12 protein-coding genes are annotated in these 12,331 nt (G+C 57.8%); 5 read left to right on the top strand and 7 right to left on the bottom strand.

Going from position 1 to position 12,331, the window contains the following annotated elements; translation table 11 throughout:
• Window positions 1–6: 6 nt before the first annotated feature.
• Window positions 7–1,272: a Glu/Leu/Phe/Val family dehydrogenase gene (locus AC5S27_RS17245; protein WP_493935805.1), complete on the top strand. Its 1,266-nt coding sequence runs from the start codon at window positions 7–9 to the stop codon at window positions 1,270–1,272.
• Window positions 1,273–1,726: 454 nt separating this feature from the next.
• Here the strand turns inward: AC5S27_RS17245 and AC5S27_RS17240 are convergent, their stop codons facing one another.
• Complete coding sequence (locus AC5S27_RS17240; protein WP_493935804.1) at window positions 1,727–2,869, bottom strand: L-dopachrome tautomerase-related protein; 1,143 nt, start codon at window positions 2,867–2,869, stop codon at window positions 1,727–1,729.
• Between the two features lie 113 nt (window positions 2,870–2,982).
• Entirely contained in the window at window positions 2,983–3,822 is an 840-nt protein-coding gene (locus tag AC5S27_RS17235) for an oxidoreductase (RefSeq protein ID WP_493935803.1), read from the bottom strand.
• 83 nt (window positions 3,823–3,905) lie between these two features.
• Between AC5S27_RS17235 and AC5S27_RS17230 the strand changes: the two genes are divergently transcribed.
• A complete protein-coding gene (locus AC5S27_RS17230) occupies window positions 3,906–4,463 on the top strand; it encodes a TetR/AcrR family transcriptional regulator (RefSeq protein ID WP_493935802.1) in 558 nt (185 codons plus the stop codon).
• A gap of 282 nt (window positions 4,464–4,745) precedes the next feature.
• On the opposite strand, the gene AC5S27_RS17225 is transcribed toward AC5S27_RS17230, so the two are convergent.
• Window positions 4,746–5,171: a PIN domain-containing protein gene (locus AC5S27_RS17225; protein WP_493935801.1), complete on the bottom strand. Its 426-nt coding sequence runs from the start codon at window positions 5,169–5,171 to the stop codon at window positions 4,746–4,748.
• A complete protein-coding gene (locus AC5S27_RS17220) occupies window positions 5,168–5,413 on the bottom strand; it encodes an antitoxin (protein ID WP_493935800.1) in 246 nt (81 codons plus the stop codon). The genes AC5S27_RS17225 and AC5S27_RS17220 overlap by 4 nt, the downstream gene beginning before the upstream one ends.
• A gap of 252 nt (window positions 5,414–5,665) precedes the next feature.
• On the opposite strand from AC5S27_RS17220, the gene pgsA reads away from it, so the two are divergent.
• Window positions 5,666–6,316 carry a CDP-diacylglycerol--glycerol-3-phosphate 3-phosphatidyltransferase gene (gene pgsA / locus AC5S27_RS17215; protein WP_493935799.1) on the top strand — a complete coding sequence of 217 codons (651 nt, stop codon included), beginning with the start codon at window positions 5,666–5,668 and terminating at the stop codon, window positions 6,314–6,316.
• 85 nt (window positions 6,317–6,401) lie between these two features.
• Here the strand turns inward: pgsA and AC5S27_RS17210 are convergent, their stop codons facing one another.
• Complete coding sequence (locus tag AC5S27_RS17210; RefSeq protein ID WP_493935798.1) at window positions 6,402–7,229, bottom strand: GvpL/GvpF family gas vesicle protein; 828 nt, start codon at window positions 7,227–7,229, stop codon at window positions 6,402–6,404.
• A gap of 353 nt (window positions 7,230–7,582) precedes the next feature.
• A complete protein-coding gene (locus AC5S27_RS17205; protein WP_493935797.1) occupies window positions 7,583–8,392 on the bottom strand; it encodes a hypothetical protein in 810 nt (269 codons plus the stop codon).
• Between the two features lie 203 nt (window positions 8,393–8,595).
• Between AC5S27_RS17205 and AC5S27_RS17200 the strand changes: the two genes are divergently transcribed.
• Together AC5S27_RS17200 and AC5S27_RS17195 are read left to right on the top strand one after the other, a co-directional pair.
• Window positions 8,596–9,321, top strand: a complete 726-nt coding sequence (locus tag AC5S27_RS17200; protein ID WP_493935796.1) for an MBL fold metallo-hydrolase — start codon at window positions 8,596–8,598, stop codon at window positions 9,319–9,321.
• Window positions 9,322–9,395: 74 nt separating this feature from the next.
• A complete protein-coding gene (locus AC5S27_RS17195) occupies window positions 9,396–10,706 on the top strand; it encodes a Gfo/Idh/MocA family oxidoreductase (RefSeq protein WP_493935795.1) in 1,311 nt (436 codons plus the stop codon).
• On the opposite strand, the gene aroE is transcribed toward AC5S27_RS17195, so the two are convergent.
• Entirely contained in the window at window positions 10,703–12,283 is a 1,581-nt protein-coding gene (gene aroE / locus AC5S27_RS17190; protein WP_493935794.1) for a shikimate dehydrogenase, read from the bottom strand. The genes AC5S27_RS17195 and aroE overlap by 4 nt on opposite strands.
• Between the last annotated feature and the right edge of the window lie 48 nt (window positions 12,284–12,331).

Raw genomic sequence — 12,331 nt, 5'->3', positions numbered from 1 at the left:
ATTGCAATGGCAACCATAACCCTCGAGCAGGAAATTAACCCCTGGGAAGCCCAGTCTGCTCGTTTTGATTTTGCAGCTCGCAAGCTGAACCTCGACCCCGGCCTCTGGAAAGTCCTCAGCTCCCCCTCGCGCGAGATCATCGTGCACTTTCCCGTAGTCATGGACGACGGCCGAATCGAACTCTTCACCGGCTACCGCGTCCAGCACTCCATCGCTCGCGGCCCCGGCAAAGGCGGCATCCGCTACGCACCCGACGTAACCCTCGACGAAGTCCGCGCCCTCGCCTCCTGGATGACCTGGAAGTGCGCCGTCGTCAACATCCCCTTCGGCGGAGCTAAGGGCGGCGTGATCTGCGACCCCAAGACCATGTCCCAGGGCGAGCTCGAACGCATGACCCGCCGCTACACCTCGGAGATCATCGAATTCATCGGACCGGAAAAGGATGTTCCCGCGCCTGACGTCAACACCAACGAGCAGACCATGGCCTGGATCATGGACACCTACTCCATGCACATGCGCCAGACCGTCACCAGCGTCGTCACCGGCAAGCCGCTCAATATCGGCGGTTCCCGCGGACGCCGCGAAGCCACCGGCCGCGGCGTGATGGTGATGTGCGACGAAAGCCTGCGTTACCTCAAGCTCCCCAGGGAAGGCTGCCGCGTCATCATTCAGGGCTTCGGCAACGTCGGCTCCAATACCGCTCGCCTGATGGCTGAGAACGGCTACAAGATTGTCGGCATCGCCGAGTACGATGGCGGCCTCTACAACCCCAACGGCATCGACATCAACCAGCTTCTCGCCTACAAGGAACGCAACGGCACCACGCTCGGCTTCCGTAACGCCGAGGCCATGCCGAGCGAAGAAGTAATGACCACCGAGTGCGACATCCTCATCCCCGCCGCAACGGAAAACCAGATCACCAGCCGCAACGCCGATCGACTTCAGTGCAAGATCCTCGTCGAAGGCGCCAATGGTCCGACCACGGCAGTAGCCGACGAAATCCTCGCCGACAAGCGTATCTTCGTCGTGCCGGACATCCTCGCCAACTCAGGCGGCGTCACCGCCAGCTACTTCGAATGGGTGCAGGACCGCCAGGGCTACTTCTGGAAGGAAGCCATCGTCATCGAACAGCTCGAAAGCATCCTCAAAGAGAGCTTCGACGACGTGGTCCGCTACTCGGAAGCTCACAACGTCAACAACCGCATCGCAGCCTACATGCTGGCCATCGACCGCGTAGCCTTCACCATCAAGCAGCGCGGCATCTACGCCTAGGCACTCCCAGCCTGGCGCCAAAGGCGCGACGCAATACCAGCCTGGGGCATCGCCCCAGGCGTGCGTACCCCTTAAAGACCGAGGGCCAACGGCCCGACCCATCCAAACCTCTCGCCGTTGCCCTTGATTTTTCTTGTTTGTCATTCCCGCAGGGAATCTGCTTCTTCCTTTGCCTTTCCTGTTGTCATTCCCACAAGGATTTCGGACAGCGGTGAGGAGTGCGGGACGTTGGTTTCTGGCTTTCCGTGCTTTTCACCGCTTGTCATTTCCAATGCTCTGAACTGCCGATGCGAGAGAAACGAAGTCACGCTTATCCGACGATAAGCGCATTTCACAGGACGTACCTCTGAGGTCAGATCACACTCATGCTCGATCCTCCGCTCCCTCGCTTAGATTCGGAGAGAATTCCGCTCCAACCGGTCGAAATGTCCGGGGCCATATTTCCGGGGCCAGCTCAGTTCCTCGACTTTTTCAAGCGATAGATAAAGTAAGGTCGGTGTTCGACAAGCTTTGCTTTGGTCGGGGGCCTCACGAACTGATCGAGGTAAGATGGGATTGAGCTATCGGTAAAGTAAACATCGCCGTTGGCTCCGACGACGATTCCATCCGGCCAAACAATATCTCTCGACCCTCCGAGCTTTGATAACTGATTTGTGGCTAGATTGAATGCCATGATGGATCCGTGTTCGACGTCGGTCATGAGGACCCGTCCATCCTGGTCGATCGTGATGCCATCACTGAGCGGCTTCCTCCCGATGTCTTCAAGGCTCTGATTGAAAGAATTCGTTGTCGTTGCCGGATTCAAGACGACGGACATCGGCACGCGACAAAGCCGAGAGTTGGTCATCGACGCGATGTAGAGCCACTTCTGATCTTCACTGATCTCAATGCCGTCAATCCCGACGGAGAAATTCAGAAGTCCCCCAAGCAATCGGTCGGGCCCGTAGGGCGTTTGAATGATCCAGTCTTCTGGCCTCATGCACGGATGATCTGACTTGATCGGATAAAACGTGTGCTCCAGGACGGAGTAGACGACGAGACTTGAAGTGGTGAAAGTGAAGAGCCCAGGATTGGGCATGACCACGTATTTGCCATCGGACGTGACTCGGATGTCTTCCGCAAACTTCGCTTGTCCTTCAGGGAATTCAAAGAACTCTACCCGTTTTTTCGTATCCAAATCGAACGCCGAGACATGCGTATGCTTGAAGTCAAGACTCGCCGGTTCAATAAACCAGATTCGATTTTGCTTATCGATCGTCATTCCAAACGTGCCTTGAAAGTCTTTCTGGGCCTCAAGCGAGGGGAAAGGCTCTACTTTGCCGTTCGACCACTTAAAGACCGTTGCAGGCGAAAAGCGATCCGCTTTTGCGTTCGGATGGTAGTTGAAATAGACATCGCCATTCGCCGCAACGGCGAGGTTTCCCGGCGGGTAGTCCAGTTGAATCAATTTTTCGAGGACAAAAGGCTCTGTTGGTAGATTGGCTCCAAGATTGGGGTACTTTTTCCCAGTGCCATACTTGACCTTAACAACAGCCACAAAAATCAGTAATGCCGAGAGCACGACTGTCAGAATCTTTAGAGTGAGCGATTTTTTCATGACGATCCTCTTTCCACGCAGTCGTCTTCTTCTACATAGAGCTGACCCACAAGCTCATCAGACCAGTCCAAATGCTGGCACCATCGTCACCGCATGTTGTTGATGACCAGAATTCACGCTTTAGATTTCGCCATTTGGCGTCCAATCATCCGGAAGAAAGCGTCGAAGCCGCGGTCGGAAAGAACGCGGCGCATGAACAACATTGTCCGTGCCAACCCGCCCGTCACATAGCGGGTCTTGGGTTTGCTCGCCTGAACCGCTTGAACGATCGTGTTGGCGACAACACTGGGCTGCGCAGGAACTGACCCCTTATGGCCTTCCTCCATCATGTTCGCGTGCGCGGTGGCGCCCTTGCCATAGGGGCCGTCACTGGAATACTTCAGGAGACTCTCGTGGGCTATCTGGGACCATTCGCTATGGGTCGCTCCCGGCTGGATAACGATGACATCAATACCGACCGGATACAGTTCCATCCGCAAAGAGTCGCTCAGCCCCTCCAACGCAAATTTGGTAGCGTGGTACCAGGCACCATAGGGTTCGCCGAACTTCCCGCCGATGGAGGATACATTGATGATCCTCCCGGAACATTGCGCCCGCATCGCTGGCAGTACAAGTTGGGTTAGGCGGGCGAGGCCGAATAGGTTGACTTCAAATTGCCTGCGGGCTTCCTCCGGCGGCACATCTTCAAGCGCTCCATAGGAACCGTAGCCCGCGTTGTTAATCAGCACATCGATCCGTCCCGTTTCTTGCATGACAGTGTTTACCGCAGCGGCTATCGAGGCATCATCGGTCAGATCCAAAGCCAACAGATGCGCACCGGCATCGGTTAGGGATTTCATCCGGTCAAGTCGCCGCGCCCCTGCATAAACCGTGTATCCCGCCGTCATAAGGCGCCTGACGGTTTCCTCGCCGATACCTGATGACGCGCCCGTGATGAGAACGACTTTATCCAAATCTTGCCTCCTGCTGACTCCTGACAAAAAACGTCTATTCGTCTAATATTGACAGCGAGACGCAGATTGTCAATAGTCGAGAGATGGATCTTGCAAAAAGAGACAAGGTACTCGCTGCCGCTCTCGATGTGTTTCTCCGTTACGGATACAAACGCGTAACGATGAACGATATCGCCGAGGCTGCAAGCATTTCAAGGCCCGCTCTTTATCTGGTCTTCGATAGTAAGGAGGAGATCTTTAAGGGCGTATACGAGCGTTTCGTCAAAGAGACGCTGATTGAGATTGAAAGCAAAATAGGTCAGCTTAAGACACCCGAGGAAAAGCTTCGAACCGCTTTTGAGCTCTGGACGGTTCGATCTTTCGAAAGGATGCGAGCTTCCAGCGAAGCGGCAGAACTCCTTGAGAGTACTTTTGGGTTCGCTCAAGATTCTGTCAATCAAGGTTATCGATCTTTTGAAAAAATTATCGTTCCAGTCCTCAAGTCACACTCCAAATTCAAGAGCGCTAAGCCAAAGGTCTCCGCCGAGAAGACGGCGCGCATTCTTTCAGGCGCTGTTCGTGGATTCAAGATCGTAGTGAAGGATGTTCCCGAACTCCGTTCGCTGATTAAGGAACTTCTGATTCTCCTGTTAGAGGATTAGTCGTTTATGCCGGCTTGCCGTAAGCAGTTCACAAAAGTAACTGCCGAGATTCACTGGCGTCTTAGTTTGAAGCATTAGTTCGGCCCGTTGTCGTCAACGTCGTTCACCTTCATGGCACATCGCCAATACACGCACCGACGTGCGTTAGTACCGATATGTCGGCATATGGGAGGTAAACCCGCGCCTTGAGAATCAGCGGGTGGAGCAGACGTGCTCCCTGGAATCTCTACCACTGAAAAGATACAGAACAAAGTCGGACAACAGCGCCTGCGCAATCCTTCCTTACCAGCTCTCCGCTGACAAGTCCGGCGTACGCGCCAGATCGCGAGCGCTGGGCGATACCAGCGTCATCCCGAGACTTCGCGCATGCGCCGCTGCCAGCATCTCCTCCGCAGTCGCGTGCAGTTCGCACAGCTCCAGCACCATCTTCACCATGCCGTAGTGCTCCGCCGCGCTTTGCGGAAAATCGAGCACGGAAACATGACGCAGAAACACGTCGATAGCCGTTCGCTCCTGCGCTGAGCGGCGCGAGACCTCCGCCCCATACATCAGCTCGGCCAGCGTCACCGAAGAGATGCAAACCGCCGCAACAGCATGCCCGGTCAACCGGTCCAGAACCGCTCGATCCGCAGCATCGGTGCGCCGCAGGATGGCCGCGCACGTGGCCGCATCCAGCAGGTATTTGCAGGATGAAGGATCGCTTTTCACAGCCCGCCCCACGCCCGGCTGGAGGACGGTTTACGCAGGAAATTCTCAGTCGCCACTTCTTTCGAATGCACTAGCCCAGACCAATTCAGCGGCCGCGCGGAAAGGATCAGTTCGTCGCCGCGCTTTGCGATAAACACAGCATCCGCTGCGAATTCGAATTCGCGCGGGATGCGTATGGCGCGATTGCGGCCATTGCGAAACAGCTTGGCCTTTCTTGCGGTTTCAGACTCGGTTTGCGGCATTGGTTTCTCCAAAAAGGATGCGGCATAGGCCAAGGCCTATGCCGCTCCTCTATTAATGCACAAACAGGCATAATTCCACGCAAATGCAAGTCGTTCAAAACAGGTCAGTTCCAACAAAAATACTTGACAGCCAACTGGAGCTCCGGGCCGGCGAAATTGTTCCACGCGGAACAATTTCGGTGCGAACGCAAGGGACGCATATAATCCCCCTAAGGCTGGACGCTTCCAATTCCAGTTTTTCGGACCCGAAACTTGAATCTGCCCAACTCCATCACGCTGAGCCGCATCGTCATGATCCCGCTGTGGCTCTGGATCCTCTCGCCCTATTTCCCCTGGCGGGATGTCTACGGCGTGCAGGAGACGTCGGCTTCGATTCTCTTCATTCTTGCTTCGATCACCGATGGCGTGGACGGATACCTGGCGCGCAGCCGCGGGCAGATCACCACCATGGGCATCCTGCTCGATCCCCTGGCTGACAAGATCATGGTCACCGCAGCCTTCATTGAGCTGGTTGCCTATAACCCGTCTGTCGTGAAGGTGTGGATTGCCGTCGTGATTATCGGGCGGGAGTTCCTGATCTCTGGCCTCCGCTCGATCGCTGCTTCCGAGGGTTTCACGATTCAGGCCAGCGATCTTGGCAAGTTGAAGACTGTGATCCAGATTGTCGCGGTGGTTTCGGCGATCCTGGCGCATCGATGGTACGAGTGGAACTTCGGCCCACTCGTCGTGCCGGTCGAGTGGACGGCGTATGTGGCCATCTACTTTGCCACGCTGGTTTCGATCATTTCCGCAGTGGACTACTTTATCGGCTTCTGGCGGAAGATCGACGGCGCGGCGAAGGATAGGCGAAAAGCATTTATCTTGTCACGCAAAGGCGGCCGCAGTACCTCCACGGCGGAATGAAGCAATGAATAGGGAATAGGGAATAGGGAATAGAAAAAGCCCCGGCGAGTGCCGGGGCTTTTCGGTTCTGTGATTGCTGCTTATCTTAGACGGCGGCCAGGACTGGCTGGGACTGTGAGGCTGCTGCAGGCTGCGCATGGGTGGCTGCTGCCGGGGCATGCGGTTGAGCCGGTACATGGGCGCCGCGGGTGAGACGATGAACGAAATGGTACGGGGGCCACGGGCCGGAGAGCTGCATGTGGCACTCGCGCATCATGGCGCTGGTGGTCTGGTACTTGTTCTGATACTTCTCGACGCACTTGCGGTCGATCAGGTGGGCGATGTCGAGCATCATCTTGCCGCTCTCGGTCATCCGGCAGCTGACTTCCTCGTCCAACGGATTGAACATGCGGTGCATCTGGAAGCTAACGGCACGTGCGCGGGTCTGGCGTTCGCGCTGGCGTGTGGCGCTTTCGCGGAGGTTGGAGAGATATTCCTTGCCTACGCCTTCGAGCGGGAGATGCTTGGCAGCCTGATCGACTTGCTCTTTGCAGCAGGCATCCACGTGAATCTTGAGGTGCATCTCGGTTTTGCCGTGGAGGCGCTCGAGGTTGCCCTGAAACTGGCGCTGATTGGAGCGGATGGATTTGCGAAGGCTTTCGTCGTCTTGGAAGACAGTTCCGAAACGGAACGGGAGGACGGTGGATTGCTTGAAGCAGTCAGCGATAACTCTGGCGTGATCGACGCCTGCCTTTTGATTCATGATTTCGGCGGGATTGTGTTCGCTGACGACGATAGCTAAGTCACTTGCCGGGTAGAGGAAGACCTGGTTTCCACTGACTCCAAGTACGGATTCAAGCGGGATGGGTTTGCGATGCCGGGCTAACTCTGGAAATGCTTGTTTCTCACCGATGCAATAGGCATACCATGCCATAACGTACACACTCCATTGGGCTGCGTTGGTATTCGCCGCCTGATTGATGACTTTCTACATCGTTGATGAATTCTGTAAAGCTAGTAAATCCGCAATGATGCCGCTTGATATGTGCTAACCCGGATGGCAAGTAGTGCCGCGGGAGTTGAGCTAGGCGAATACTAGCCCCTGGAAAATACGACTGGCAATGTATCAAATACTGAAATCCCGAAATGGAAGCAAGAAATTTAAGTTCAATTTCAGGAGGTAGTACAAGTTTTTGATATGGCGAAAATAGATGCAAGTAACCGTATTCTCGACTGCATCCGCTTGTCGCAGGCCGAAATCTAACGCGGCTCGGGATTCGCGTTGGATTAACGAAGAATGTGCTGAAGCTGGATGAGGAAATAGATGTTCAATCCCAGGGAGACTACCAGGAGCACCAGGCCGACGATGGCCAGAGTGCTGATGCGGCTGCCGACGGCACGAAGGTCTTCGACCAGTTCCTGCTGCTCAAGAGTGTTGCGGTCGGTGGCTTCGCGTACGCGCTCGAGCTGATCTTCGACACGCTTGAGGCTCGTGCCCTGTTCCTGAATCTGGGTCTTCAGTTCCCGGTTACTGGTGCGAACCTCGGCGAGGCCGCGTTCGACTGGTTCCAGGTCTACTTTCACCTGTTGCTGAGGGTGATGAGTACCGGGCTGAGGAGCCATCAAAGCCCCCAGCACGTTGGCAAAATTGCCTTCGAGCAGGGGAAGCAGGCGTTGGACGAGCGGCAAAGCGGAACGAACGGCGCTCACGGCGCGCTGCAGACCTGATTTGGGGGCGTTCGGATCCTCTGGCAGGGAAGCGATCGGCGCAGCGGGATGGGCAGTTGGCGATTCGCCAGCAGGACTGTGACCGTTACTGGAGGTGGCGGCCGCAGGGTGGAAGGGTTCAGCGGGAGCCGGCTGTGCGGCAGGCGGTACCGCTCCGTAAGGCGCAAATGGATTCGCTGGCGGCTTTGCGGTCACGGTTTCAAAAGGCGCGGTCGATGGGGATTCGGACGACGGAACGGAGCGGCCGTTCGGTGTCGATGAGGAGGCTCCTCCCTGATAGGGGCGCAGACGCGGTTCCGGAGCCGGGTCGCTCATCGCTTGTACGCGCTGGCCCAGTTCACTCAAACCAAATTGCTGCGGATCGTTCATGGAAAGCCTTTCCCCTCCACTATATAGAGAAGCGAGGGCAGGGAATAGAGGATAGCGGGCGGAACCGGCGCATTGGCGACAATTATTTGCTGTTGTCCCTTGCAAAGGCTCGCGAACTCGACTGAGTCCTCCATCTTAGCCTTAAGCAAGAATCCCGGAGGCGTCTGCCGCATCAAGAGTTGGGTGGAATGCTGGAGGTTCTGTTGAAGATTCGCCCCGTATCGCCCCTCTCGTATCAACTGACGCGCTTGAACTTTGTGAATGCTTACCTGGTGAAGGAAGCAGATGGTTTGACTCTTGTGGATACCGCATTGTCCGGGTCAGCAGGGGCCATTGTGAAGGCTGCCGCGCAGCTGGCGCCAACGCTGGGTTCGGGAACGATCAAGCGCGTGCTGCTGACGCATGCACATGTGGACCATATTGGTTCGCTGGACGTGGTGGTCGCTGAACTGTCTGCTTCAGGCGGTAAGGTCGAAGTGGCGATTGGGCGCAGGGAAGCGCGTATGCTGCCGAAGCCTCCAAAGCAGGATCTTATGTTGTTGCCGGGTGAGCCGCCCTGCCATATGAAGGGCTCCTTTTCCGGCGCGGATACGGAGCCGACGCGCTTGCTGGAGGATGGCGAGATGTTTGGATCGCTGAGGGTGATTGCGACGCCAGGACATACTCCGGGGCATTTGAGCTTTCTGGATGAGCGTGACGGGACCTTGTATGCCGGGGATGCGTTGCTGACGATTGGCGGGTCGGTGAATATTCCGGGGTTTGGGCCGTGGTGGTTTCCGCTGGCGGGGTTGGCGACGTGGCACAGGCCTTCGGCACTGAAGAGCACACGCAAGCTGGCGGAACTGCGGGTGGAGCGGGTGGCTCCTGGGCATGGTCCTGTGGCGCCGGGTAGTGGAATCGCTCGGGCTGCGCAGACTGCCAAACTTTAAAGAGATGAAAGATCGATGCGGCTGAGCGCGACCGCATCGACAACTTCGCTGATGAGCCTGGCATCAGAGCGATCATGGCAAACTTCTCCTCTGTCGCTTCACTTTCGCGCCGCCAATTTCTTCAGAGTGCTTCTTCTTCCGCTGCTGCTGCTTTCGCCCTTGGCGCTTCAGGAGAGGCTGTCGGTCAGGGAACGGGACAGCCATCGTCGCAGCTGGCTGCTTCGCTCGAACAGTCCAGAGAAAACTTCGTACAGTTGTCGCAGATCCATGGGCCTTCCGAGCAGGACGAGAAGGCACCTGGTCCGTTTCTGCCACCAGACAAACGTGTTGGGTACGCAATTGTCGGCTTGGGCCGCCTGTCGATCAACCAGATTCTGCCTGCGTTTGGCCACTCGCAGTACTCGCGGGTGACGGCGCTGGTGAGTGGGGATCGCGTCAAGGCGCGTCGCATTGCCGCGCAGTATGGTGTACCGGAGTCATCGCTGTACAGCTATGCCGAATATGAACGGCTGGCTGACAACAATGATGTTCAGGTGATCTACATCGTTTTGCCCAATGGCATGCATGAGGAGTACGTGCTGCGCGGGGCTAAGACAGGCAAGCACATTCTTTGTGAGAAGCCGATGGCTACTTCAAGCGCAGAGGCGCGGCGGATGATTGCAGCCTGCGCGCAGGCCAAGGTGAAGCTGATGATTGCCTACCGGCAGCAGTATGAGCCGCATAACCGGATGCTGCGCACGATGGCGAGTGAGGGGAAGCTGGGTAAGCTGCGCGGGTTTGTGGCTACCAATTCGCAGCAACAGGGCGATCCTGCGCAGTGGCGGCTGAAGAAGGCGCTGGCAGGAGGTGGATGCCTGCCGGATGTCGGGCTTTACTGCATCAATGCGGCACGTTTTCTATCCGGGCAGGAGCCAGTGCGAGTCAGCGCGCAGATGTGGCAGCCAAAGGATGATCCTCGCTTTCACGAGGTGGAGGCGAGCGTGAGTTTCTCCATGCAGTTTGCGGATGGTTTTCAGGCTACCTGTACGACCAGCTACGACGTGCATAAGAGCCAGGCTCTGCGGCTGGAAGGCACGGATGCGTGGGCGGAGTTGAGTCCTGCGTTTGCGTATCACGGGAACAAGCTGCGGTGGTCGCGGCTGGACGATGGCAAGGAACAAGCGGTTGAGCCGCAGGTGGAAGAGAAGGACCAGTTTGCTCTGGAGATGGATCATTTCTCTTCGTGCATCGTGGATGGGAAGCAGCCGCATACGCCGGGGGAAGAGGGCTTGCAGGATCACCTGATCATGGAGGCGATCTACAAGGCGGCGCGGTCGGGCAAGACGGTGGAGATTGCCGGGCTGAGCCCGCACACGCGCGGGCCAGAGTTAATTGATTTAGATTAGTGCGCCTTATTGGTCAGGGCGTGCAGGACTACGCGGAGCATTTCTGCTTCCGGGGCGGCTTTGCCGGTCCATAGCTCGAACTGGCGGGCACCCTGGTGAACGAACATTTCCACGCCCTGGATGGTGTGGAGGCCGCGGGCTTTGGCTGCTTGAAGCAGGGGCGTGTTCAGCGGGTTGTAGACGAGGTCGAAGACGACACGGGCTTTCCAGGGAGTGCCTTCGAGCGGTAGCGGGTGTGGGTTGCCGGTCATGCCACAGGGTGTGGCGTTGATGAGGACGTCGAATTCGTTGGCGGCGATCTGCTGCTCGGTGATGGTGCGGGTGTTGGAACTGGCGGCCAGTTCTTTGGCGGCGGACTCCTTGCGGCTCCAGATGAAGACTTTTGCGCCTTTTTCGGCGAGGCCGTAGACGGCGGCGCGGGCGGCTCCGCCTGCGCCGAGGACGAGGATGCTGCGGTCCTTGAGGGTCATGCGCTTTTCGAGCGGGCGGATGATGCCGGCTACGTCGGTGTTGAAGCCGTAGAGCTTGCCGTCTGCGCCGAGGCGGATGGTGTTGCAGGCGCCTAGCTTGGCGGTGAGCGGGTCGACGTTGGCCAGGTGAGGCAGCAGTTGCAGCTTGAGCGGCATGGTCACGCTCAGGCCGCTGAGGGGCAGCTTGTGAAAGAGGTTGAGCAGGTCGGCTACGCCGGCTGGGCCGGACTCGGCTTTGAGCGGGAGATAGACGGCGTTGACGCGCTCGCGGCGGAAGGCGGTGTTCTGCATGAGCGGCGAGAGGGAGTGGGAGATGGGGTTGCCGGCGACGCCGTAGATCTTGGTGGCCTGGTCGATCTGGTCGATTCTGTAGAGCTCGCGCAGGGTGCGGGCGGTCATCTGGCCGGGGGCGGTTTCGTGGCCGTCGGGCGCGGAGGCGAAGGTGAAGGCCGAGCCGGCGCGGATGCCGAGGATGCGGCTGACGATGCCGGTCTCGCCCATGGCGATGCCGATGACCTGGGCGTCTCCGGAGCGCTGTTTGAGCCAGTCGAGCAGGGAGAGATTGTCGGAGAGCGTGAGGGCGGTGTTGACGATCTTGATGAAGTCGGGCTGGAAGCGCTGGATGCGGGCGAAGGCGGCTTCGGGGTCGGCGGCGGCGTGGAAGTCGTGGAAGCTGATGAGCAGGGCGGTGCCGGACTGATCGAGGGTTTCGCGGAGCAGTTCGAGTGCGCCGGCGGAGGCTTCTTCGGCGGACTCGATGGAGAGATCGATGAGGGCGAATCCGGCCTCGGCTGCGGCGGAGAGGGCTACCAGCTCGTCAGCGAGCTTGCCGGAGAAGTTGCCGCCGTGGGCTTTGCGGCGGCATGTGGCGATGGCGGTAACTTCCTTGTGGTCAGCGAGGAAGGCGCTGATGGGCGCGAGAGTGATCGCTGCCTGGCCGAGGGCGTCGAGGGAGTCGAGGCGGAACTCGAGAAATTGGGAGTCGGCGAGGGTGGCTTTGGCTCGTTCGAGCAGCTCGGGAACGGTGCGGGCGGAGAGTGCGACGCAGACTTTGCCCAGCCGGGTTCGGAGGTGGAGAGCGGGCGAGATGAGTGTCGAATGCTGCATGACGGCAATTGCGGCATCTTAACGGGGCTACGCCGGGAACGCAAGTGA

Source organism: Acidicapsa borealis, assembly GCF_059115245.1.
This window is presented reverse-complemented; position numbering and strand designations above follow the sequence as displayed.

Excerpts from the sequence above, each read along its gene's own strand:
- AC5S27_RS17245 (WP_493935805.1), top strand. The coding sequence starts at position 7 with ATGGCAACCATAACCCTCGAGCAGGAAATTAACCCCTGGGAAGCCCAG.
- AC5S27_RS17240 (WP_493935804.1), bottom strand. The coding sequence starts at position 2,869 with ATGAAAAAATCGCTCACTCTAAAGATTCTGACAGTCGTGCTCTCGGCA.
- AC5S27_RS17230 (WP_493935802.1), top strand. The coding sequence starts at position 3,906 with ATGGATCTTGCAAAAAGAGACAAGGTACTCGCTGCCGCTCTCGATGTG.
- AC5S27_RS17220 (WP_493935800.1), bottom strand. The coding sequence starts at position 5,413 with ATGCCGCAAACCGAGTCTGAAACCGCAAGAAAGGCCAAGCTGTTTCGC.
- AC5S27_RS17210 (WP_493935798.1), bottom strand. The coding sequence starts at position 7,229 with ATGGCATGGTATGCCTATTGCATCGGTGAGAAACAAGCATTTCCAGAG.
- AC5S27_RS17205 (WP_493935797.1), bottom strand. The coding sequence starts at position 8,392 with ATGAACGATCCGCAGCAATTTGGTTTGAGTGAACTGGGCCAGCGCGTA.
- AC5S27_RS17195 (WP_493935795.1), top strand. The coding sequence starts at position 9,396 with ATGGCAAACTTCTCCTCTGTCGCTTCACTTTCGCGCCGCCAATTTCTT.
- aroE (WP_493935794.1), bottom strand. The coding sequence starts at position 12,283 with ATGCAGCATTCGACACTCATCTCGCCCGCTCTCCACCTCCGAACCCGG.